At 67.7% G+C, this 22425-nt stretch carries 20 protein-coding genes; 3 read left to right on the top strand and 17 right to left on the bottom strand.

The window, feature by feature from the left end; genetic code table 11:
* Nucleotides 1–42 precede the first annotated feature (42 nt).
* Complete coding sequence (locus AA983_RS08570) at nucleotides 43–870, top strand: RDD family protein (RefSeq protein WP_047311856.1); 828 nt, start codon at nucleotides 43–45, stop codon at nucleotides 868–870.
* 69 nt (nucleotides 871–939) lie between these two features.
* Here the strand turns inward: AA983_RS08570 and AA983_RS08565 are convergent, their stop codons facing one another.
* The 13 genes from AA983_RS08565 to AA983_RS08505 form a co-directional block, all read right to left on the bottom strand.
* Nucleotides 940–2112 (bottom strand): adenosine deaminase, encoded by a 1173-nt coding sequence (locus AA983_RS08565; protein ID WP_047311855.1) that lies wholly within the window; start codon nucleotides 2110–2112, stop codon nucleotides 940–942.
* A complete protein-coding gene (locus AA983_RS08560; protein ID WP_047311854.1) occupies nucleotides 2109–2477 on the bottom strand; it encodes a cupin domain-containing protein in 369 nt (122 codons plus the stop codon). Before AA983_RS08560 ends, AA983_RS08565 begins: the two co-directional genes overlap by 4 nt.
* Nucleotides 2478–2626: 149 nt before the next feature.
* On the bottom strand, nucleotides 2627–3940 hold the full coding sequence (locus tag AA983_RS08555) for a thymidine phosphorylase (RefSeq protein ID WP_047311853.1): 1314 nt from the start codon (nucleotides 3938–3940) through the stop codon (nucleotides 2627–2629).
* Entirely contained in the window at nucleotides 3937–4422 is a 486-nt protein-coding gene (locus AA983_RS08550) for a cytidine deaminase (protein WP_047311852.1), read from the bottom strand. The genes AA983_RS08555 and AA983_RS08550 overlap by 4 nt, the downstream gene beginning before the upstream one ends.
* Nucleotides 4423–4531: 109 nt before the next feature.
* Nucleotides 4532–5779, bottom strand: coding sequence for an ABC transporter permease (locus AA983_RS08545; protein WP_047311851.1), 1248 nt, complete (start codon nucleotides 5777–5779; stop codon nucleotides 4532–4534).
* Nucleotides 5776–6843: an ABC transporter permease gene (locus AA983_RS08540; protein ID WP_319803792.1), complete on the bottom strand. Its 1068-nt coding sequence runs from the start codon at nucleotides 6841–6843 to the stop codon at nucleotides 5776–5778. The genes AA983_RS08545 and AA983_RS08540 overlap by 4 nt, the downstream gene beginning before the upstream one ends.
* Nucleotides 6844–6866: 23 nt before the next feature.
* Nucleotides 6867–8501, bottom strand: coding sequence for an ABC transporter ATP-binding protein (locus AA983_RS08535; protein WP_082128812.1), 1635 nt, complete (start codon nucleotides 8499–8501; stop codon nucleotides 6867–6869).
* Between the two features lie 67 nt (nucleotides 8502–8568).
* Nucleotides 8569–9624, bottom strand: a complete 1056-nt coding sequence (locus AA983_RS08530) for a BMP family protein (RefSeq protein WP_047311849.1) — start codon at nucleotides 9622–9624, stop codon at nucleotides 8569–8571.
* Between the two features lie 169 nt (nucleotides 9625–9793).
* On the bottom strand, nucleotides 9794–10273 hold the full coding sequence (locus AA983_RS14850) for a barstar family protein (RefSeq protein WP_052947017.1): 480 nt from the start codon (nucleotides 10271–10273) through the stop codon (nucleotides 9794–9796).
* On the bottom strand, nucleotides 10270–10797 hold the full coding sequence (locus tag AA983_RS08520) for a ribonuclease domain-containing protein (RefSeq protein WP_231579575.1): 528 nt from the start codon (nucleotides 10795–10797) through the stop codon (nucleotides 10270–10272). The genes AA983_RS14850 and AA983_RS08520 overlap by 4 nt, the downstream gene beginning before the upstream one ends.
* 39 nt (nucleotides 10798–10836) lie before the next feature.
* Nucleotides 10837–12435 (bottom strand): methylmalonyl-CoA mutase, encoded by a 1599-nt coding sequence (locus AA983_RS08515; protein WP_047311848.1) that lies wholly within the window; start codon nucleotides 12433–12435, stop codon nucleotides 10837–10839.
* A 62-nt stretch (nucleotides 12436–12497) separates the two neighbouring features.
* Nucleotides 12498–13616, bottom strand: a complete 1119-nt coding sequence (locus AA983_RS08510) for a quinone-dependent dihydroorotate dehydrogenase (RefSeq protein ID WP_047311847.1) — start codon at nucleotides 13614–13616, stop codon at nucleotides 12498–12500.
* A gap of 45 nt (nucleotides 13617–13661) precedes the next feature.
* Nucleotides 13662–14768 (bottom strand): mannose-1-phosphate guanylyltransferase, encoded by a 1107-nt coding sequence (locus tag AA983_RS08505; RefSeq protein WP_047311846.1) that lies wholly within the window; start codon nucleotides 14766–14768, stop codon nucleotides 13662–13664.
* A gap of 162 nt (nucleotides 14769–14930) precedes the next feature.
* Here AA983_RS08505 and AA983_RS08500 point away from each other — a divergent pair, with 162 nt between their 5' ends.
* Complete coding sequence (locus AA983_RS08500) at nucleotides 14931–16046, top strand: glycosyltransferase family 1 protein (protein WP_231579574.1); 1116 nt, start codon at nucleotides 14931–14933, stop codon at nucleotides 16044–16046.
* Nucleotides 16047–16463: 417 nt separating this feature from the next.
* On the opposite strand, the gene AA983_RS08495 is transcribed toward AA983_RS08500, so the two are convergent.
* Entirely contained in the window at nucleotides 16464–17318 is an 855-nt protein-coding gene (locus tag AA983_RS08495) for an alpha-1,2-fucosyltransferase (protein WP_082128810.1), read from the bottom strand.
* 238 nt (nucleotides 17319–17556) lie between these two features.
* Here AA983_RS08495 and AA983_RS08490 point away from each other — a divergent pair, with 238 nt between their 5' ends.
* Nucleotides 17557–18549, top strand: a complete 993-nt coding sequence (locus AA983_RS08490) for a glycosyltransferase family 1 protein (RefSeq protein ID WP_047311843.1) — start codon at nucleotides 17557–17559, stop codon at nucleotides 18547–18549.
* 14 nt (nucleotides 18550–18563) lie between these two features.
* On the opposite strand, the gene AA983_RS08485 is transcribed toward AA983_RS08490, so the two are convergent.
* The 3 genes from AA983_RS08485 to AA983_RS08475 all read right to left on the bottom strand — a co-directional run bounded on the left by AA983_RS08485 (nucleotide 18564) and on the right by AA983_RS08475 (nucleotide 22417).
* Nucleotides 18564–19472: a glycosyltransferase family 2 protein gene (locus tag AA983_RS08485; RefSeq protein ID WP_047311842.1), complete on the bottom strand. Its 909-nt coding sequence runs from the start codon at nucleotides 19470–19472 to the stop codon at nucleotides 18564–18566.
* Nucleotides 19473–19634: 162 nt separating this feature from the next.
* Entirely contained in the window at nucleotides 19635–20375 is a 741-nt protein-coding gene (locus AA983_RS08480) for a succinate dehydrogenase/fumarate reductase iron-sulfur subunit (RefSeq protein WP_047311841.1), read from the bottom strand.
* Entirely contained in the window at nucleotides 20372–22417 is a 2046-nt protein-coding gene (locus tag AA983_RS08475; RefSeq protein WP_047311840.1) for a fumarate reductase/succinate dehydrogenase flavoprotein subunit, read from the bottom strand. Before AA983_RS08475 ends, AA983_RS08480 begins: the two co-directional genes overlap by 4 nt.
* Between the last annotated feature and the right edge of the window lie 8 nt (nucleotides 22418–22425).

Here is a 22425-nt window from a genome sequence, read left to right as displayed (position 1 = left end):
GCTCGTACTCTACGCACCGGCTGCGGCCAGTAACCTGTTCGCGTGGCACACGTCGACGATCGGGAACTGCGCCCGCTGCGGGATCTCACCGGCCCGGCGCAGATCACCGGTGAGGCGGTCGCTCTCGACCTGCCCCCGGCCGGCGTCGGCATGCGCATTCTCGGCGTGATCATCGACCTCATCGTGTGGGCGGTGACCTTCTTCTGCCTCAACTGGGCCGCGCTGAAGCTGGTCGGCACCGCCTCGGATGCGGTCCGAGCAGGGTGGAGCATCGTCGTCCTCGTGACCTCCTTCGTGCTCCTGCCGACGGTGGTCGAGACCCTCACGCTCGGGCGTAGCCTCGGAAAACTCATTCTCGGCATGCGGGTCGTGCGCACCGACGGCGGCGCCATCTCGTTCCGTCACGCTCTCGTCCGCAGCTTCGTGGGCTTCGTCGAGATCATCGGCACCGCAGGCATGGTCGCTCTCATCACGGCCACGCTGACGAGCCGCGCGAGGCGACTCGGCGACCTCGCGGCCGGTACCTACGTCGTGCGTGAAACCCGAGGACTCACGCTACCGCCGCCCGCCCAAATGCCGAGGCAACTCGCGGCGTGGGCCGACTCCCCCGCCGTCGTCAGCCCGCTACCGCAGGACCTCGCGGCACGGATGGCCTTCCTCGTGCGCCAACAGCACGTCATGCGTACCCCGGCGTTCAACGCCGTTGTGACGCAGACGCTGCGCGAGGTCCTCCCGCATGTGACGCCGCCTCCCCCGCCGGGCCACGACCCCTTCGCCGTTCTCGTCGCCATCAGCGTCCTGCGTCGCGACGCCGACGCCCGCCGCATCGAACGCGACGCGCGCATCAGGCGCTCCGTCCTCGGACGCTGACCCGTCCGAAACGCGAACGACGGCCCGTTTCCCCTTGAGGGGAAACGGGCCGTCGTGTTCGTGCGTTCGTCAGCCCTGGCCGCGTGCCACGGCGTAGGCCGGCTTGATCACGGTCATGATGATGTCGAGTCGCTCGTCGAAGCCCACAAACGCGGACTTCATCGCGTTGACGGTGACCTTCTCGAGGTCGGCCAGCGTCCAGCCCGCCTCGCGGACGAGGCCCGTCATCTCCTTCGTCATCGACGTGTCGCTCATGAGGCGGTTGTCGGTGCTCAGTGCGACGCGGAAGCCCAGCGCGAGCAGCAGTGAGATCGGGTGCGAACGCAGCGAGAGAGCAGCGCCGGTCTGGAGGTTCGAGCGGGGGCAGACCTCCAGCGCGATGCGGCGGTCACGCACGAACGCGGCGAGGCGGCCGAGGCGGACGTCGGCCTCACCGGTGCGCACGCGGGCCGGGAGCGCGGCACGTGCCGGTTCGTCGAGTTCGCCGTACTCCACGCCGTCCACGCTGATGTCGTCGGTGATGCGCACGCCGTGGCCGAGCCGCTCGGCGCCGCAGTACTGAATGGCCTCCCAGATGCTCGGCAGACCGAACGCCTCACCGGCGTGAATCGTGAAGTGGGCGTTCTCGCGGCGCAGGTACTCGAACGCGTCGAGGTGACGGGTGGGAGGGAAGCCGGCCTCGGCGCCGGCGATGTCGAAGCCGACGACACCCTGGTCGCGGTAGGCGACGGCCAGCTCGGCAATCTCGACGCTCTTGGCCGCGTGACGCATCGCGGTGAGCAGGGCGCGCATCACGATCGGGCGTCCCTGGCTCTCGGACTCGCGGGCGCCGGCCTCGAAGCCTGCCAGCACTGCGTCGACGACCTCGTCGAGACCGAGTCCCTGTTCGATGTGCAGTTCGGGCGCGAAGCGCACCTCGGCGTAGACGACGCCGTCGTTCGAGTGGTCGAGGGCGCACTCTCGGGCCACGCGCTCGATGGCCTCGCGCGTCTGCATGACGCCGACGGTGTGCGCGAACGTCTCGAGGTAGCGCTCGAGCGAACCGGAGTCTGCGCTGTCACGGAACCACGCGGCGAGCGACGCCTCGTCGTCGGCGGGCAGTGCGTCGTAATCGGTCTCACGGGCGAGTTCGAGCACCGTGGCCGGGCGCACGCCGCCGTCGAGGTGGTCGTGGAGAACGACCTTCGGCAGCCGCGCGATGACGTCCTCGCTCAGGGTGCTCTTCGTGGTCTCGTCGCTCATGCGTTCGTTCCTTCGTCCTCGCGGCCAACCGTTTCGGGCGTGAACGCCGGCAGGCAGACGGCAACGTACTCGGCGCCGTCGGGGCCGACGGTGTAGCGCACGCGCTCCCCCGCGCGGGTGACGACGCTCTGGCCGGCCTCGACCTCGAGCGTGCCGCCGTCGTGCTCGACGCGCACCTGACCGGCGAGCACGAGCGTCACCTCGTCGAACTGGGGCGTCTGCGCCGGCTCGTCCCACCCGGCAGGCGCCTTCATGTGAGCCACGGAGACCGCGCGCTCGCCGGTTGACGCGACGCCCACGTGTTCGTTGATGATCTTGCCGCCGGGTACGGGAATGCGCACCGGCGTGGTGAGGAGTTCAGGCATGCGGTCAGCCTAGTGCTCCGCGGCGGGCCTCTTGCCACGCGACGTCACGGTGGAAGACGCGCGAAGCGGTGTCCCAGAGTGGCTACGTTCGTTGCGGTTGGTGACGGTGCACCGTCACCAACCGCAACGAACGTAGCCAAAGAGCAGCGTCAGCTGATGCGCTCCAGCACGATGTCGCGCGGCGTGAAGTCACCGCTGTTCGCCGAGATCTCGTAGCCGCCCTCGAGCGCAGCGACGGCGCGGTCGAAGCGCTCCGGAGTGTCGGTGTGGAGCGTGAGCAGCGGCTGGCCCGCCGTGACGTGGTCGCCCGGTTTCGCGTGCATCTCGATACCGGCGCCCGCCTGCACCGGGTCCTCCTTGCGCGCACGCCCGGCGCCGAGGCGCCACGCGCTGACGCCGACGGCGAGGGCGTCGAGCTTCGTCAGCACACCGGACGACGGTGCCGTGATGACGTGCGTTTCCTTCGCGGTGGGCAGCGTCGCCTCGGGGTCACCGCCCTGAGCGCCGAGCATCGCGCGCCACTTCGTCATGGCCCGGCCGTCGGTGAGCGCCTTGCGCACCGCGTCCTCGTCCTGTGGGCGACCGGCCGCCGCGAGCATCTCGACAGCGAGCGCTACGGTGAGGTCGACGACATCCTTGGGGCCGCCACCGGCGAGCACCTCGACCGACTCGCGCACCTCCAGGGCGTTGCCTGCGGTGAGGCCGAGCGGCGTCGACATGTCGGTGAGCAGCGCGACGGTGTTGACGCCCGCGTCCGTGCCGAGGTCGACCATGGTGCGCGCGAGCTCGCGCGCGTTCTCCTCGTTCTTCATGAAGGCACCGGAGCCGACCTTGACGTCGAGCACGAGCGCACCTGTGCCCTCGGCGATCTTCTTGCTCATGATCGAGCTGGCGATGAGCGGGATCGCCTCCACCGTGCCGGTGACGTCGCGCAGCGCGTAGAGCTTCTTGTCGGCCGGCGCGAGGCCGTCACCGGCTGCGCAGACGACGGCGCCGACGCGCTCGAGCTGACGCATCATCTCGGCGTTCGTCAGGGAGGCCCGCCACCCGGCGATGGACTCCATCTTGTCGAGCGTGCCGCCGGTGTGGCCGAGGCCGCGGCCCGAGAGCTGCGGGACGGCGACGTCGAAGACCGCGACGAGCGGCGCCAGCGGCAACGTGATCTTGTCACCGACGCCGCCGGTGGAGTGCTTGTCGGCCGTCGGCACGGACAGCGACGAGAAGTCCATGCGCTCACCGGAGGCGATCATCGCCTTCGTCCAGCGGGCGATCTCCTCGCGCGACATGCCGTTGAGCAGGATCGCCATCGCCATGGCGGCCATCTGCTCGTCGGCGACCGCACCACGCGTGTAGGCGTCGATCATCCAGTCGATCTCGTCGTTCGAGAGGGTTCCGGAGTCACGCTTGGTGCGGATGAGGTCGACGGCGTCGAACGCTTCGTGCGTGGAGTTCGCGGGGGTCATGAATCACCTTTCAGGGTCGCTGCTGCGGTGGCGACGGCACCCAGGTTGGGGGCGCCGAACGCGTGGGGAAGGAGGTCGGTGAGCGGCAGCGGCGGCCCACCGTCCATCTCGATGAGCATGTCGGGGCTCGCGTGCTCGAAGAGCAGCTGACGGCATCGGCCGCACGGCGTGATGGGCGTGCCGTTGCCGTCGACGCACGAGAGGGCGACGAGCAGTTCGCGCTCCTCCTCGTGGTCGAGCACCGGGCCGTCACCGCGGGACTCGCCCGTGCCGTAGAGCGACGAGACGAGGCCGCACTCGGCGCACAGGACGACGCCGTAGGCGGCATTCTCGACGTTGCAGCCGGTGAGGATGCGACCGCGCGTCGTGAGCGCGGCCACGCCGACCGGGAACCGGGAGTACGGCACGTACGCCCTGGCGCAGACGGCGACGGCCTCGCCGCGCAGCAGCTCCCAGTCCACAGAGTCGGGTACCTGTGTCATGTCGAGGCCGCCTTTCACCTTGAGGCCGTCTGGAGACGTGCGACGCGTGTCGCACCGAGGGGGGAGGCTGAGCTTGCGAAGCCTCCCCGCCGGAAGACGCGCAGAAAAACTAGCCTGCTTCGCCCTTGCGGTAGATGGCGCCGTCAGCAGCCGGCATCCGCAGGTGTTGGCTGGCGAACGCCATCACGAGGAGTGTGACGACGTACGGCGCTGTGGCCGTGAGGTTCGGGTCGATCGTGTCCGATCCGAAGTACCACATGAGCACGAGCACACCGGCGACGGCGAGGATGACGGCGTGGAGCACGCGCTTCTTGACCGCCATCCACACGGCGCCGACGAGAACGCCCGCGCCCACGAGGAGCAGCAGCGCGTGCACCTGGTCGCCACCACGCAGCTGGAGAGCCTGGGTGTAACCGAAGAGCAGCGCGCCAAGGGCGGTGCCGATCGGCATCCAGTTACCGAAGATCATCGCGGCGAGACCGATGTAGCCGCGGCCACCCGTCTGGCCCTGCTGGAATCCGTCGGACGCGACCATCGCGAGGAAGCCACCGCCGAGACCGGCGAGACCACCGGAGACGACGACGGCGATCGTCTTGTAGAGGTACACGTTGACGCCGAGGGTCTCGGCCGCCTGCGGCGCCTCACCACAGCTGCGCAGGCGCAGACCGAACGAGGTCTTCCACAGGACGAAGATCGTGCCGATGACGAGGCCGATGGCGAGCAGCGTGAGCAGCGAGACGTCCTTCGTCAGACCGGCGAGGATGCCGGCGACATCGGAGACGAGGAACCAGTGGTTCTTCTCGATGTCGACGAGAGCGCTCGACCCGGGAAGGGTGACGCTCGCGACGTCCGGCAGGCTCGGGCTCTGGGTGGGGCCACCGCCGGGCAGTTCGGAGAAGAAGCGCTCGGCGAGGAACTTCGTCAGGCCCGCACCGAGCAGGTTGATGGCCACACCGGAGACGATGTGGTCGACGCCGAAGAACACGGTGGCGATGGCGTGGAGCAGGCCGAAGAGCATGCCGCCGAGGATGCCGCCGAGCACGCCGGCCCACGGGCCGTAGTGGTAGGCCGCGAAGGCAGCGCTCCACGAGCCCATGATCATCATGCCCTCGAGACCGATGTTGACAACACCGGCCCGCTCGGACCACAGACCACCGAGACCGGCGAGGGCCAGCGGCACAGCGGCCACGAGGGCCGCAGAGATGGCGTTCGAGGAGTCGATGTCGTTGACGCCGGTGGCGACGCGAAGGATCGACAGGCCGAGAACGACGGCGACGAGCGCGAGCGGAAGGAGCGCCTTGCGCGGCAGCCCGAGCGTCCGCTTCGGCTGGGTTGCGGTAGCAGCGACGGTGCTCATGCGGTGGCTCCTGCGGTCTTGCCTGCGGCGAGTTCGGCGGCGACACGTCGGGCCTCGATGCGCTTGTCCCAACGACGCACGAGTTCGTACGCGATGACGACGGCGAGCACCATGACGCCCTGGATGATGTTGACGAGGGAGGCGTTGACGCCCGCGTTGATCTGTAGCGCGTTCGACTGACCGTTGAGGTAGGCCCACAGCAGCGCGCCGAAGCCGATGCCGATCGGGTGGTTACGGCCGATGAGCGCGACGGCGATGCCGGCGAAGCCGAGGCCCGTCTGGCTGTTGGAGCCGTAGTTGAAGTCCTGACCGAAGAGCTGCGGCATGCCGACGAGGCCCGCAACGGCACCCGAGAGCAGCATCGCGGTGATCGTCATCTTCTTGACGCTCACACCGGAGGCGACGGCGGCCGACTCGGACGAGCCCGTCGCGCGCAGGTCGAAGCCGAAGCGTGTGTGGTTGATGACGTACCAGTAGGCGATGCCGACGAGCACGGCGAGGATCGTCAGACCGAAGATCTGGCCCGTGGCGGTCTGCGCGAGCGCCGGAACGTGCGAGCTCTCCGGGATGTTCTTCGTGTTCGTCGCGTTCGAGCCCTCCTGCTTGTCGGCGACCTTGAACAGCAGCCAGGAGACGACGCCGGTGGCGATCGAGTTGAGCATGATCGAGCTGATGACCTCGGAGACGCCGCGCGTCACCTTGAGCACCGCGATGATGCCGGCCCAGGCGGCACCGACGAGCATCGCGAGCACGAGGGCACCGATGACGTTGAGGAAGCCGGGCAGCCAGCCCTGGCCGGCGAAGAGCGCGGCCGCGAAGGCAGCGACGCGGTACTGGCCGTCGACGCCGATGTTGAACAGGTTCATCCGGAAGCCGATGGCCACGGCGATACCGGAGAGGTAGAGGACGGCGGCGTCGTTGACGATGGCCTCGGCGACGCCCTGCATCGGCGTCGACAGGAAGACCTGCCAGACCGGCCCGACGGCGTTGCCGAGGGCGAGCAGGACGATCGAGGTCAGAACGACCGCGATCGCGATGGCGAGCAACGGCGCAGCGACAGCCACGCCGATCCTTCGGAGCGTGGAGTTCATCGTGCAGCTTCCTCCTGCGCATCGACGGTGGTGGCGTTCTCGGGGCTGTTGGCGCCCGTCATGGCGGCACCGAGCTGCTCGGCGGTGACGGTCTTCGGGTCGAACTCACCCGAGAGCTTGCCGCGCAGGATGACGCGGATCGTGTCGGACAGACCGATGAGCTCGTCGAGGTCCGCGGAGATGAGGAGCACGGCGAGACCCTCGCGGCGGGCGTCCTTGATGTGGTCCCAGATCGCCGACTGGGCGCCGACGTCGACACCACGGGTGGGGTGGGCGGCGACGAGCACGCGCGGGGCGTGCGACATCTCGCGGCCGAAGATGAGCTTCTGCTGGTTACCACCCGAGAGCGAACCGGCGGTGACGTCGATGCTCGGCGTACGCACGTCGTAGGCCTCGACGATGCGCTGCGTGTCGCCCTTCGCGGCCTTGGGCGTGAGGCGCCAGCCCTTGCTCGCCGGCTCCTGACGCTGATGGCCGAGCATGCGGTTCTCCCACAGCGGCGCGCCGAGAAGCAGGGCGTGGCGGTGACGGTCCTCGGGGATGTAACCGATGCCGTTCTCACGGATGCGACGCGTGGGCCACGCCGTGATGTCGTCGTTCTCGACGACGACGGTGCCGGCGTCCGCGCGACGCATGCCGAGGATCGTCTCGACGAGCTCGGCCTGGCCGTTGCCCTCGACACCTGCAATACCGAGCACCTCACCGGCGTGGATCGTGAGGTCGAGGTCGGACAGCAGCGCGGGGCCACCGGCCGGATCGGCGAGCGTGACGTCGGTGATCTGCATGACGACGCGGTCGGTGACCGTCGACTCCTGCGTCTCGGGCGTCGGCAGCTGCGAACCGACCATGAGCTCGGCGAGCTGTTTGCTCGTCACCGACGAGCTCTTGACGCGGTCGATCGTCGTACCGCGGCGGATGACGGTGATGTCGTCGGCGACGCCGCGCACCTCGTCGAGCTTGTGCGAGATGAACAGGACGGTGAGGCCCTCGGACTTCATCTCCTTGAGGTTGCCGAAGAGTTCGTCGACCTCCTGCGGCACGAGCACGGCCGTGGGCTCGTCGAGGATGAGGATCTTGGCGCCGCGGTAGAGAACCTTGAGGATCTCCACGCGCTGGCGGGCGCCGACGCCGAGGTCGGCGACCATCATCTCGGGGCGCACGCCGAGGCCGTAGGCGTCGGAGATGCGCTTGATCTCGTCACGGGCCTTGGAGCCGATGCCGTGCAGCTTCTCGGCGCCGAGGACGACGTTCTCGAGCACCGTGAGGTTGTCGGCCAGCATGAAGTGCTGGAACACCATGCCGACGCCGGCCTTGATGGCGTCCTTCGGCGAGGAGAAGGAGACCTCGTCGCCGTTGATGCGGATCGTGCCTTCGTCCGGCTTCTGCACGCCGTAAAGGATCTTCATGAGCGTCGACTTACCGGCACCGTTCTCGCCGACGATGGCGTGGATCGTGCCGCGCTCGACCTGCAGGTGCAGGTCCTTGTTGGCGACGACGCCGGGGAATCGCTTCGTGATGCCGTCGAGGTCGACGGCGAGGGCCCCGCTCGGGGGCGCCGTCACATCGGCGACGGCGATGCCGCTCACGCCGGTGGGCGCTTCGGGGGTGTCGGTGGTGTCGATGACGCACACTCCTGGTCAAACCGTCAAGGTCCGGCACGCAGGATACCCGCATGCCGGACCTTGAGCCGGTGTGGAACTACTTGGACGGGGTCGGGGAAACCTTGACCTTGCCGTCGACGATCTCCTTCTTGGCGTCGTCGACAGCCTTCTTCGCCTCGGCCGACAGGTGGTTGCCCGTCGTGGCCAGCGAGACGCCGTCCTCCTTGAGGCCGAACTCCTTGTTGCCGCCGGAGAACTTGTCGTCCTTGACGGAGCCCACGAAGTCCTCGACCGTGCCGGAGCAGTTCTTCATGGCGGAGGTGAGCACCGAGCCGGCGACGGACTTGTCGGCCGTCAGGGCCTGGTCGGAGTCGACACCGATGGCCCACTTGCCCGCGGAGTGCGCGGCCTGGATGACGCCGTCACCCGACTTGCCGGCAGCGGCGTAGACGATGTCGGCGCCCTTCTGGAACATCGAGTTGGCCGAGGCCTTGCCCTTGTCCGGAGCAGCGAAGCCGCTGAAGTCACCGGCCGGCGTGAGGTACGTCTTGTCGATCTTGATCTTCGGGTTGGCGTGCTTGGCGCCCGCGAAGTAACCGGCCTCGAACTTCTGGATCAGCGGAACGTTGACGCCACCGACGAAGCCGATGTGGCCCGTCTTGCTCATCTTCGCGGCGGCGACGCCGGCGAGGTAGGACGCCTCGTGCTCCTTGAAGGTGATCTGCTCGACGTTCGTGCCCTTGGAGTCGGGCGACGCGTCGTCGATGATGGCGAACTTCACGTTCGGGTACTTCTTGGCGACGGTGCCGATGGACTTGGCGTAGACGAAGCCGACCGCGACGATCGCCTTGTTGCCCGACGCTGCGAGCTGGCTGAGACGGTTCTCGCGAGCCTGGTCGTTCTCACCCTCGCCGGCCTCGGCGGTCGTGATCTTGAGGTTCGGGATCTTCTTCTTCGCCGCTTCCATACCCGCGTACGAGGCGTCGTTGAAGGAGTGGTCACCACGACCGCCCACGTCGAAGGCGATGGCGGCCTTGAACTCGGAACCCGAGGAACCGTTGCCGGAACCGCCGGCGGACTTGTCGTTCGAACCACAGGCGGCGAGGCCGGCCGTCATAGCGACGGCGGCAGCGATGGAAACAACCCGCTTCACGGGGCACTCCTTGGGTTAAGCGGCGCGAGGGCCGTCGAGCAGATCGGGCGTCGCAGTCACGACTGCCAACCCACCAAGCGTACCCGCGAGTCACAGGGACAATAAGGGCGGATGACGAGTGGTGACCTAACCGTTATCCACCGCCCGGATTCCTTCGTGTGATAAGTGCTCAGCGACGCACCGGAAGAGGTGGGTCGGCCACGATGAGCAGCGGCGCGGAAGCGTGCGGAACTCCGTCGTCCGACCCCTCCCCCGCAATCGGCCGCCCGGCCTCGAGGTCGTCGCGATGGATGGCAGCGCCCACGCGCTCGTCGAGAACCTCGACGAGCGGCTCGACGAGCGGCTCGGGAATGCGCCACAACCCGCGCAGGCGCAGGACGACGCCGGGCGCTTCGGGGGCCAGATCCGCGAGGCAGTCCGCGAGCGCGTCCCAGTTGTGCCCGAAGTGATCGGGAAGGCCGAGCTGTTGGGCGAGGGTGCGCATCAGCCCCTTCTTGTCGACGACGCCGTTCAACGTCACCTCGGCGAACGCCCACCCGGAGTCGGCGCAGATCGTTCGAAGTTCGTCGGCCGTCGGGCCCACGAGACCGCGCGGCACCCAGCCGCCACGCCCCGCCGTCACGAGGTCTCGCACCGCTGCGGTCGTCATCGCACGACCCTCCTGAACGTCTCGTAATGATCGTCCGTGTAATACATCGTGCCGTCCTTGCCCGTGACGATCCTGCGCGCCCCGCGGTCGGACGAGCCCGGGGTGCTCACCGTGTACTCGTGATACCAGCCGGACGCCTGGCGCGGAAGGATCCGTTCGCGATTGCCGAAGACGACGCCGTCACGGCGGTAGGGGTAGGGCCCACCGTCGTCGATGAGCGCCACCGTCTCTCGAGCCTGACGCGGCAGTTGCGACAGACGCACGGTGGCGAGGCCGTCCTCCCCACCCCTCGCCTGCGACGACGAGGGTGAAGAACTCGAGCCGTCCGACCCGCCCGAGGCGAAAGTGTCGCTGCCGTAGCTCTGCGCTGTGAACGGCGAGGGCACGGGCCCGGACGATCGGCCGTCATCCGAGCCACGCGAGAGCAACGCGATGGCGGCAATGAGGGCAAGCAGCAACAACGCGATGGTGGCGATGCGCTGACCGAGCCCTGCCTGTGGCAGTTTCGGGCGACTCAGCGCCACCATCTCCTCGTGTCGTCGAACGAGCGGATCAGCACCGGCTCAGAACACATCCTGCGGGACGTACTTGCCCCAGACCTCGCGCAGAGCATCGCTGACCTCGCCACCCGTGGCGCCGGCGACGTGGGCGTCACGCATGGGCCACAGGACGTTGTCGTTGCCCTGCGCGGCCTTCTGCATCTTCTCGAGGGCTGCGTCGACGACGCTCTGGTCACGGTTCTTGCGCAGCTGCGCAAGCCGCTCGCACTGCTCGGCTTCGATGGACGGGTCGACGCGAAGGGGCTCGTAGGGCTCCTCCTCGTCGAGCTGGTAGCGGTTGACGCCGACGACGACGCGCTCGCCGTGGTCGATCTGCAGCGCCACGTCGTAGGCGCTCTTCTCGATCTCGGTCTTCTGGAAGCCCTCTTCGATGGCCTTGACGGCGCCGCCCTTGTCCTCGACGGCCTGGATGAGCGCGAGCGCCTCCTCCTCGAGGTCGTTCGTCATCGACTCGACGACGTAACTGCCTGCGAACGGGTCGACGGTCTTCGTCACGTCGGTCTCGAACGCAAGGATCTGCTGGGTGCGCAGGGCGAGGCGGGCCGCCTTGGCCGTGGGCAGAGCGATGGCCTCGTCGTAGGAGTTGGTGTGCAGGCTCTGCGTACCGCCGAGCACGGCGCCGAGGCCCTGCAGCGCGACGCGCACGAGGTTGACCTCGGGCTGCTGCGCGGTGAGCTGCACGCCTGCCGTTTGGGTGTGGAAGCGCAGCATCTGCGACTTCGGGTTCTTCGAACCGAACTCCTCGCGCATGATGCGCGCCCACAGGCGCCTGGCCGCGCGGAACTTGGCGACCTCCTCGAGCAGCGTCGTGCGGGCGACGAAGAAGAACGACAGGCGCGGGGCGAAGTCGTCGACGTCGAGGCCGGCCGCGAGCGCGGCGCGCACGTACTCCTTGGCGTTGGCCAGGGTGAAGGCGATCTCCTGCGCGGGCGTCGCTCCCGCCTCGGCCATGTGGTATCCCGAGATGGAGATCGTGTTCCAGCGCGGAATCTCCTTGTGGCAGTACTCGAAGATGTTCGAGATGAGGCGCAGGGATTCGGCCGGCGGGTAGATGTACGTGCCGCGCGCGATGTACTCCTTGAGCACGTCGTTCTGGATCGTTCCGGTGAGCTTGGCTCCCGGGATGCCCTGACGTTCTGCGGCGAGCTGGTACATGAGCAGCAGGCTCGAGGCGGGCGCGTTGATCGTCATCGAGGTGGAGACCTCGTCGAGCGGCAGGCCGTCGAAGAGAACGAGCATGTCGTCGAGCGAGTCGATGGCGACGCCGACCTTGCCGACCTCACCGTGCGCGAGGGCGGCGTCCGAGTCGTAGCCCATCTGGGTCGGCAGGTCGAAGGCGACGGAGAGGCCGCCGGTGCCGTTGGCGACGAGCTCGTGGTAGCGCTGGTTGCTCTCCCGGGCGGTGCCGAAGCCGGCGTACTGGCGCATCGTCCAGGGGCGACCGGTGTACATCGAGGGGTACACGCCGCGGGTGAACGGGTACTCCCCCGGATTGCCGAGTCGTTCGTCGGCGTTGAACCCCGAAAGATCGTTCGCCGTGTACACGGGCTTGAGCCCGAGCCCCGACTCCGTCATCCGACTGCGATCCGTTGCGCCACTCATAGCCGCACCTTATCCGGCGGACCGGGCGCGAGGGTGCCGAAGCGATTGGCCCTGTGGAAGGTTCAGCCGCGGCGGGCTCGCGTGCGCAGGGCTTCGTTGAGATCACGCACGAGGCCCGGCCCCTTGTAGATGAAGCCGCTGTAGACCTGGAGCAGGTCGGCGCCGGAGTCCATGAGCGCGAGACCGTCGTCGGCGGACATGATGCCGCCGACCCCGATGATGGGCAGCTGAGTGCGGCTCGCGAGGAACCCGACGACCTCGCGGGCGCGACGCGTCAGCGGGGCGCCCGAGAGACCGCCGGCCTCGGACGCAAGGGTGAGGTCGGCGCGGGCGAGGCCGTCACGCGCGAGCGTCGTGTTCGTCGCAATGAGGCCGGAGACACCCGAGCCGTGGGCCACCTCGAGCACGTCCTCGAGGGCTTCCTCGGTGAGGTCGGGGGCGATCTTGACGAAGACGGGCGTGGGACGCGCGCCGCGTTCGGCCGCGAGGTTGCGCTCGCGCGCCGTGATCGACTGGAGCAGTTCGAGAAGCGGCGCCTTGTCCTGCAGGGTCCGCAGGCCGGGCGTGTTGGGGCTGGAGACATTGACGGCGAAGTAGTCGGCCAGGCCGCTGAGACGCCCGAGCGACGTGAGGTAGTCGCGTGTGGCTTCCTCGACGGGCGTCGTCTTCGTCTTGCCGAGGCTGACGCCGACGGGAATGGAGAGGTTGCCGCTCGAACGTGCGCGACGCAGTGTGGCCGCGAGCGCCTGGGAGCCGTCGTTGTTGAACCCCATGCGGTTGATGAGGCCGTGACTGGCCTTGAGGCGGAACAGGCGCGGCTGCGGGTTGCCCGGTTGCGCCTCGGCGGTGACGGTGCCGACCTCGACGTGGCCGAAGCCCAGCGCGCCCCAGGAGGTGACGGCGACGCCGTCCTTGTCGACGCCGGCGGCGAGGCCGACGCGGCCCGGAAAGCGGATCCCCGCGATCGTCACGGCGTCGTCGGGTGCGCCGAGGGCTGCTCCGACGACGTCGGCGATGAGCCCGGCGGCGGGCAGCGAACCGAACTGCGCCATCGCCTGGAGGGTCGCGTGGTGTGCGGCCTCGGCATCTCCCCCGCCGATGCGGAACAGGGCCGGGCGCATGGCGCGCTCGTACCCGTGGGTGAGGGTCGCTCGGCGGACGGCGTCGAGATCAAAGTTCATACGTTCATTGTCCCCGAACGGCCGCGTGTGGCTCCACTCGGTGGATCAGGTGAGGTCTTCGCGGCCCGTCAGCTTGAGCTGTTCGACGACCTGCTTGACGTCCTGCGCCCGCTCGCGGGTGGTGACGAGCACGGCGTCGACGGTGTCGACGACGACGATGTCCTCGAGGCCCATGGCGACGACGGTTCGACCGGAGCGTGGAGCCACGACGCCCGTCGCGTCCTGCATGACGACGAGTTCGCTCTCACCGAGCACCTTGACGCCGGGCGCCTCCGCCGATTCGACGAGCAGCGACGCGAGGGACGCGAAGTCGCCGACATCGTCCCAGGAGAAATCTCCCGGAACGGTGGCAACGCGACCGTCGACGGCGGCGGGCTCGGCGATGGCGTTGTCGATGGCGATCTTCGTCAGGCGCGGCCACAGTTCGGCGAGGCGGAAGGGGTTGGCGGCGATGATCCGCAGGTACTCGGCCAGGCGGGGCTGGTAATCCTCGATCATCTGCATGAGCGTCGCTGCCTTGACCACGAACATGCCGGCGTTCCAGGAGTACTCTCCGACGGCGACGTACGCCTGCGCGGTGGGGCCGTCTGGCTTCTCGACGAAGGCCTTGACGATCGTCGCGTCGGGGGCGCCTTCGATGCGCAGGTTGGCGCCCGCCCGGATGTAGCCGAATCCGGTGGACGGGTAGGTGGGCTTGATGGCGACCGTGACGAGGTAGTCGTGGCGCGCCACCTCCACGGCTTGGCGCACGGTGGCCTCGAAGATGTCGGTGCCGCCGACGACCTGGTCGGCGGCGAACGAGCCGAGAACCGCGTCGGGGTCGCGCTGGGCGAGGATGGCCGCGGCGAGCCCGATGGCGGGCATCGATTCGCGCGGGCTGGGCTCGACGAGCAGGTCGTCGTCACCGAGTTCGCTGAGTTGCTCGCGCACGGCCTCGGCGTGCGCCGCACCGGTCACGATGAGCAGGTTGTTGCCGCACAGCGGCTTGAGGCGGTCGACCGTGCCCTGAAGGAGCGAGCGACCCGAGCCCGTGAGGTCGTGCAGGAACTTGGGCGAGTTGGCCCGCGAGAGGGGCCACAGGCGCGTGCCGGAGCCCCCGGCAGGAATGACGCCCCAGAAACCTGGAATCGGACCGTGCTGCGCTTCGTGCATGGGCCTAACGGTAATGGACTCGGCATAGAACCCCGCTTCAGGCCTACCGATGAGCTCAGGCGGGTTCACGTGCCGATCACCTTCCGGTGCGCTCATCGTTCATCCCTTCGCCAAGCACGCGCCACGTCACAGGGCTGTCATGAGCATGTGCGCATCGCCATCGTGACCGAGTCGTTCCTTCCCACCCTCAACGGCGTCACCACGAGTGTCTGCCGGGTGCTCGACTGCCTCGCTGCTCAGGGTGGCCACGAGGTGCTCGTCGTGTGCCCCGGCCCTGCGCCGTCGAACTATCTCGGGTTCGCCGTGAAGACGGTGCCGAGCGTCACCGTCCGCGCGTTCCGCGTGGGCTTGCCGACGAAGCAACTCGAGCAGATCCTGCTGCAGTTCGCACCTGATGTCGTTCACGCCGCCTCGCCGTTCGGGCTCGGCGCCCGCGCGCTCGCCGCTGCACGCAACCTCGCGATCCCGAGTGTGGCGATCTACCAGACGGACATGCCGAGCTACGTCGCCCAGCACGGTGGCGTGCTGGGCGACTTCGCGCACCGCACGTCGTGGCGCTGGGTGCGTCACCTCCACTCGTTGGCGGATCTGACGCTCGCGCCGAGCAGCGCAGCCACTGCCGAGTTGGCAGAACACGGCGTACCGCGCGTTGCCCTGTGGGGTCGCGGGGTCGACACGGCGCAGTTCGACGCCACGCTCAAGACCGACCCCCAGGTGCTCGCCCTGCGTGAACGACTCGCGCCCAACGGCGAGGTGATCGTGGGTTACGTGGGTCGACTCGCACCGGAGAAGGAACTGCACCGTCTCGAGGAGATCGCCGGCCTGCCGGGCATCAGCATCGCCATCGTCGGTGAGGGCCCTGATCGCGACGACCTCGAACGGCTCCTGCCGAACGCACACTTCCTCGGCCGCCAGGAGGGTGCGACGTTGGCGCGCAGCTACGCGAGCTTCGACGTCTTCGTCCACACCGGCACGAAGGAAACCTTCGGTCAGACGCTGCAGGAGGCGATGGCGAGCGGGCTGCCCGTCGTGGCGCCGGCGGCCGGCGGGCCGCTCGACATCGTCAAGCCCGGCGTGACCGGCCTGCTCTTCGACCCGAGCACGCCCGGCGCGCTGCGCCGCAGCGTCGGCTCGCTCGTCGCCGACGAGGCGATGCGCGAGCGCATGGGCGCCTCCGCAGTCCGCAAGGTCGCCGACCGCTCGTGGGCCGGCATGACGAACAAGCTGCTCGACTACTACGACCACGTCACCCGCCCCGCATGGGCCCGCGCGGCCTGACCTCGCGCCGAGTTTCCGCGGCCCCACCACCGACGCCGAAGGGCGCGACGAGACGTGTCGCCTCGCGCCCCCTTCGGCAGTCATGGAGTCGGGCGTCAGGCGTCCGGCTCGCCGACCTCGAACAGGATGCCTGCGAAGATGACGGCCGAGTTCTGAGGCGTCAACAGGTCGTCGGCGTGCGGGTCACGAATCTGCTTGTCGATGGCCATGGGTTCCTCCTTGGCTGTCGGCTTTCGCGGTCGCGAAGGCGCTGAATCGGGCGGATCGAGCCGGCCCACGGGGCGGGCCCAACGCCGAAAGCAACGTATCGAGGTCCGCGGCGATAATGCATCGACACACTAACTGTCACCACCCCGAACGACCTACCGGGCGGAGAGCGCCAACCCGCTCGCCGATCACCGGCCGCTCGGGCGCGAATCACACGCCGGTAGGCGCGGCAGCTGTTGCGGGCACACCCCACCCGCCGGGGATGTCCTCCACGAGGTGCCAGTGGGGCCGGTGATGGTAGGAACGGCCGCCGTTCGTGGCACGGCTGAACAGCCAGGGCGTCACGACTTCTCGACCAGGATGCAGAGCGTCACCGATGTAGCCGCCCCAGTAAGCGAACGTCGAGTTCGTGATGAGCAGACGGGGAGCGTGAACGATCGCGCGCAGGTCCTGCTGGACGTCACCACCGCCGGCCGTGGTGGGGGCGATGTCCGCCAAGGCACTCAGGTGCGTGGAGCACCAGTCGACATCGTCCGACACGAAGACGAAGCGATCAGGGGCACCGAAGCGCTCGATGGATTCCGTCACCGCCTTCAGGACGTAGCTCCTCGTGTCCATACCGAACTCTCGGCGATGAGCTTCGACCGAGAAGTAGTCACCGCGCCGCACGTTGACGACGAAGTCCCCCGCAGACAGACCCCGCGGCCGGGCGTCGAGACCCGATCCGGGCATCAGGTGGTCGCGGATGTAGGGGGCCAGTGCATCGTCGTCGAAGTGCGGAGGTTGGGTCTTCGGTGCGGGCCACCAGGGCGTCACGCGCTGGTCCGTGAACCGCACGTCCTTCTCACCGATGAAGTACGCGTCGCGCAATGCAGGGAAGAGATCGAGCGCGGGACGACGCGATTCGTGCAGGAGTACGTGCCGGTCCTCCCCCGCAGCCGGCCCCTTGGACGCCCACAGCCCGACGAACAGCAGGTTTCCCAGATTCATCCAGTCCGGCACCCAGGCCACGGGGCGCCCCCTCCGAACGGTCTTGAGCGCTTTGGCCCGGATGCGGTCTCGCATGTGGCAACCCCCACAATCAGGTCGGCGACGTCCTGACCGCGCTGCTATCTTGGACGTAATACCCAAATACGTTGCGGCGCAAGAAGATACGTTAGACGAAACACTCGATCACCTAAAATTGACCGGCGCGCACTAGCCCGCTTCGTCCTTCACGCCGCCGCTCGCCAGACGAACTAGACTGGTCGGCCTGCACCCCAGCCGCTCACACCCAGTGGAGCACCGACCGTTTGGAGCCCCGATGCACTTCGACTCCCGATGGAAAGGGGCCTTCGGAATCGGCCGGTACGCCCATGAAACGAGATCTCGGTTCGCCCAGCCGGTCGAGGACATGAGCGCACCGGGGGACCCCGTCAGCGCTACCGGAATCGCGGCCTGGGAAGCGCGGACCGCGTGCTCCGGCCTGCGACGCAGAAACGAGTTCCTGCTGTCACCGAGCTTCACCCCGTCCGTTTCCTGGCGGGGGCCTCAGGCTGTGACCGTTCACGACCTCATTCACCTGGACATCGCCGAAGAATCCAGCAGCGCCAAGAGGGCGTACTACGAGTCCATCGTGAAGCCGACTGTGCGCCGCAACGCTGTCACCTTCACCGTTTCGCACTTCTCCAAGGAGCGGCTCGTGGAGTGGAGCGGTGTTGACCCTGAACGCGTAGTGGTGACCGGGAACGCCGTCGCGGACGCCTTCAGCAGGAAGGGTCCGACACACTCAGCCGGGCACCCCTACGTCCTCTACGTGCGCAACTCGAAGCCCCACAAGAATTCGCCCCGGCTTGTCGAGGCCCTCGCACGCATGCAAGAGCGGGACGTTCACCTGTACCTCAGCGGGGAGGCCGACGAAGCCACGGTGCGCGCAGCCGTCGCGTTCGACGTCACTGATCGTGTGCTGTTCACCGGACGTATCCAGGACAAGGAACTGGCGTCCTACTACCGTGGCGCTCTAGTGGCGGTCTTGCCGTCCCTCTACGAGGGGTTCGGGATTCCTGCCATCGAAGCGATGGCCTGTGGCACCGCGGTGGTGGCGTCGGAGACTACCTCGCTCCCCGAGGTAGTGGGCGACGCGGGGCTCCTCGTTGACCCGTTGGACCCCGAAGCAATTGCTGCCGCCCTCGACAAGGTGGTCCGCGACAAGAGCCTTCACCACCGCTTGGTGAGCGCTGGCCTCGAACGGTCGAAGAAGTTCTCCTGGGACGACATCACCCGGCGAATCGAGACTGCGCTCGCGCAGGCTCGGTAGTTACCCGACGCCCACTAGGACGGCCGATCGTCTGATGGGTCGAGCAAACGTGGTTGCGGCACCTCGCCGTCGCGCACCCATGCCACATGGGCCGCAACGCGCCCCACGCGATTGACCAGTTCCCGAACCAGTGCGCGTGGCGCCGGAAGCTCGCCTCGTCGTGCCAGAGCGATGTGCTCAGGGACGAACAGTGCGAGCTCACGCATCAGATTCCGCAACGGCAGACGCTCCGCGAAGTCTTCTGGGAATCGGTACCAGACGAGGAGTTCAGCCATGGCCGACCGATACATCTTCCGCAGCTGATCCCGCGCGTTTTCCGTCTCGCGGAAGTACAGGAGCATCCCCGGCGCCGAACCTACGCACGCGCCGCTTCTCGCGGCACGGTAGCTGAATTCGATGTCGTCCATTCCGTACGCGGGTAGCGCTTCGTCGAAACCTCCGCATCCGAAGTACGTACGGCGTGTGACACCGAAGTTGCACCCTCGGATGGCCAGGCCCAGCTGACTCGGATAGGTGCCCGTAGCACTGACGAATGCTGAATCTTCCCTGAAGGGGTCATCCAAGCGACGGGTCGGACCTCCCACCAGATCGAACGACTGAAGACCATCGAAGGCGCCTTGGAGCCAGTTCGGGCCGACAACATCGTCGCAGTCGCAGAAGGCGATCAGCCGACCGCGGCTGGCGATGACTCCGAGGTTACGCGCGCCGGGAAGCCCGCGCCGCGCTCCGGAGTCAACCACCCTTAGCGGAGCGGGGAAACCCTCGGTGCGCGCTTCGACCAGCGAACGAGTGCGGTCCGTGGAGCCGTTGTCCGACACCACGACTTCCCACGCGAAATCGACTACCTGCTGCGCCAGAGCGTCCAACTGCGCCTCGATCGTTGCGGCACCGTTGTAGACGCACATGACGACAGTGAGTTCCACGGGAACCTCGTGCGAACTGTGGGACACAGTTTCCTCCAAGATCAGTCCTCAGCCCTACATCGAGGCACGTGAGCGCTATTTGCCTTCGTCGGCGCCACAGGGAAAGAAGTCGGCCCTGCGCCCACCGATGCGGGCGCAGGGCCGAGGATTCCTACGACTAGGTCAGTGGCGAACCTTGGCCGAACGGAAGTCCTTGTTCAGCTGGCTGATGACGTCGAGCGGAATCTCCTTCGGGCACGCCGCGGCGCACTCTCCGATGTTCGTGCAACCGCCGAAGCCCTCGTGGTCGTGCTGGTTGACCATCGACACGACGCGGGCGTCGCGCTCGGGCTGGCCCTGCGGCAGCTCGCCCAGGTGCGTGATCTTGGCACCCATGAAGAGCATTCCCGATGCGTTCGGGCAGGCCGCGACGCACGCGCCACAGCCGATGCACTTCGCGGTGTCGAACGCGCGGTCCGCCTGCGGCTTCGGCACGGGCACCGAGTGCGCCTCGGGGGCAGCACCGGTGTTGACCGAGATGTAGCCACCGGCCTGGATGATGCGGTCGAACGCGCTGCGGTCGACGACGAGGTCACGCACGACCGGGAACGCGTCGGCGCGCCACGGCTCGATGGTGATTTCCTCGCCGTCGCTGAACGAGCGCATGTGCAACTGGCACGTCGTGGTGACCTCGGGGCCGTGGGCCATACCCGAGATCATCATTCCGCACATGCCACAGATGCCTTCGCGGCAGTCGGAGTCGAACGCGATCGGCTCCGTGCCCTCGGCCTGCAGCTGCTCGTTGAGCACGTCGAGCATCTCGAGGAACGACATGTCCTCGCTGATGTCCGAAACCTTGTAGGTCTCGAAACGCCCGGCGGTAGCTGCGTTGTCCTGACGCCAGATCTTGAGAGTGAGGTTCACTTGTAGCTCCGCTGCTTCAGTTCGATGAACTTGTAGACGAGGTCTTCCTTGTGCAGCACGGGGTGCTGGGGGGCTCCGTCGGAGTCGTCCCCGTCCATACCCGCGTACTCCCAGGCCGCGACGTAGGCGAACTCGTCGTCGTGACGCAGTGCCTCTCCGTCCTCGGTCTGGCTCTCGGCGCGGAAGTGACCACCACAGGATTCGCGGCGGTGCAGCGCGTCGATGCACATGAGTTCGCCCAGCTCGAGGAAGTCGGCCACGCGGCCGGCCTTCTCGAGCGACTGGTTGAGGGTGTCGGCCGTGCCGAGCACCTTGACGTTGCTCCAGAACTCCTTCTTGAGGTCGCGGATGAGGCCGATGGCCTTCGTCAGGCCCTCCTCCGTGCGCTCCATGCCGCAGTACTCCCACATGATGCGACCGAGCTCCTTGTGGAAGCTGTCGACCGTGCGCTCACCGTTGATGGAGAGGAACTTCTGGATGCGGTCCTCGACGGCGCGACGGGCCTCGAGCACGGCCGGGTCGTCGTCCGTGATCGGCTCGAACGGGCCGTCGGCGAGGTAGTTGCGGATCGTGTTCGGCAGGACGAAGTAGCCGTCCGCGAGGCACTGCATGAGCGAGCTCGCACCGAGACGGTTGGCACCGTGGTCGGAGAAGTTCGCCTCACCCGTGCAGTACAGGCCGGTGATCGACGTCTGCAGGTCGTAGTCGACCCACAGGCCACCCATCGTGTAGTGCACGGCCGGGTAGATACGCATCGGCGTCTTGTACGGGTCCTCACCCGTGATACGCGCGTACATGTCGAACAGGTTGCCGTACTTCTCCTTGACGGCGGCCTCACCCATGCGCTCCATGGCGGCCGTGAAGTCGAGGTAGACACCGCGTCGCATCTGACGCTTGTTGCCGTGCTCGTCGACCTCGTCGACGAGCGGGCCGACGCCGCGGCCCTCGTCGCACATGTTCTTCGCCTGACGGGAGGCGATGTCACGCGGCACGAGGTTTCCGAAGGCCGGGTAGATGCGCTCGAGGTAGTAGTCGCGCGCGTCCTCGGGGATGTCGCGCGGGTCCTTGTCGCAGTCGGCTTCGTTCTTCGGCACCCAGATGCGACCGTCGTTACGCAGCGACTCCGACATCAGCGTCAGCTTCGACTGGTGGTCGCCGGAGACGGGGATGCAGGTGGGGTGGATCTGCGTGTAGCAGGGGTTGCCGAAGTAGGCGCCCTTGCGGTGCGCGCGCCACGGAGCCGTGATGTTGCAGCCCATCGCGTTGGTCGACAGGAAGAAGACGTTGCCGTAGCCGCCCGTGGCGAGCACGACGACGTCGGCCAGGTGCGTCTCGATCTCACCGGTGACCATGTCGCGCGCCACGATGCCGCGCGCACGGCCGTCCTTGATGATGACCTCGAGCATCTCGTGGCGCTTGTACTCCTTGACCGTGCCCTTGGCCACCTGGCGCTCCATGGCCTGGTAGGCGCCGATGAGGAGCTGCTGGCCGGTCTGGCCCGCGGCGTAGAACGTACGCGCCACCTGCACACCACCGAACGAACGGTTGTCGAGCAGACCGCCGTACTCGCGGGCGAACGGAACACCCTGGGCGACGCACTGGTCGATGATGTTCGTGCTCACCTCGGCGAGGCGGTAGACGTTGGTCTCGCGGCTACGGTAGTCGCCACCCTTGACCGTGTCGTAGAAGAGGCGGTACGTGGAGTCACCGTCGTCGTTGTAGTTCTTCGCGGCGTTGATGCCCCCCTGCGCAGCGATGGAGTGCGCGCGACGGGCCGAGTCCTGGTAGAAGAACGTCTTGATGTTGTAGCCGGCCTCACCCATCGTGGCGGCCGCCGACGCACCGGCGAGGCCGGTGCCGACGATGATGACGTTCAGCTTGCGGCGGTTGGCCGGGTTGACGAGCTTGTTCGAGAACTTGTGCTGAGTCCACATCTGCGCGATGTCGACGTCCGGCGCCTTGGTGTCGCGGATCGGCGCGCCCTCGGTGAAGAAGGCGGCAGCGTCGTTGCGCTTGGCCGAAGTGGTGGTCTGCTCATCCATGGGAGTAC

The sequence above is a fragment of the Dermacoccus sp. PE3 genome (assembly GCF_001021715.1).
In the GTDB taxonomy this organism is placed as follows: domain Bacteria; phylum Actinomycetota; class Actinomycetes; order Actinomycetales; family Dermatophilaceae; genus Dermacoccus; species Dermacoccus abyssi.
The sequence above is the reverse complement of the archived record's forward strand: the minus strand, read 5'-3'. Positions and strand labels throughout refer to the sequence as shown.

Coding starts and splice junctions, on each gene's coding strand:
- AA983_RS08565 (WP_047311855.1), bottom strand. CDS start 2,112: ATGAGCGACGAGACCACGAAGAGCACCCTGAGCGAGGACGTCATCGCG.
- AA983_RS08560 (WP_047311854.1), bottom strand. CDS start 2,477: ATGCCTGAACTCCTCACCACGCCGGTGCGCATTCCCGTACCCGGCGGC.
- AA983_RS08555 (WP_047311853.1), bottom strand. CDS start 3,940: ATGACCCCCGCGAACTCCACGCACGAAGCGTTCGACGCCGTCGACCTC.
- AA983_RS08550 (WP_047311852.1), bottom strand. CDS start 4,422: ATGACACAGGTACCCGACTCTGTGGACTGGGAGCTGCTGCGCGGCGAG.
- AA983_RS08545 (WP_047311851.1), bottom strand. CDS start 5,779: ATGAGCACCGTCGCTGCTACCGCAACCCAGCCGAAGCGGACGCTCGGG.
- AA983_RS14850 (WP_052947017.1), bottom strand. CDS start 10,273: ATGACGACCGCAGCGGTGCGAGACCTCGTGACGGCGGGGCGTGGCGGC.
- AA983_RS08515 (WP_047311848.1), bottom strand. CDS start 12,435: ATGAGTGGCGCAACGGATCGCAGTCGGATGACGGAGTCGGGGCTCGGG.
- AA983_RS08510 (WP_047311847.1), bottom strand. CDS start 13,616: ATGAACTTTGATCTCGACGCCGTCCGCCGAGCGACCCTCACCCACGGG.
- AA983_RS08505 (WP_047311846.1), bottom strand. CDS start 14,768: ATGCACGAAGCGCAGCACGGTCCGATTCCAGGTTTCTGGGGCGTCATT.
- AA983_RS08495 (WP_082128810.1), bottom strand. CDS start 17,318: ATGCGAGACCGCATCCGGGCCAAAGCGCTCAAGACCGTTCGGAGGGGG.
- AA983_RS08490 (WP_047311843.1), top strand. CDS start 17,557: ATGCACTTCGACTCCCGATGGAAAGGGGCCTTCGGAATCGGCCGGTAC.
- AA983_RS08475 (WP_047311840.1), bottom strand. CDS start 22,417: ATGGATGAGCAGACCACCACTTCGGCCAAGCGCAACGACGCTGCCGCC.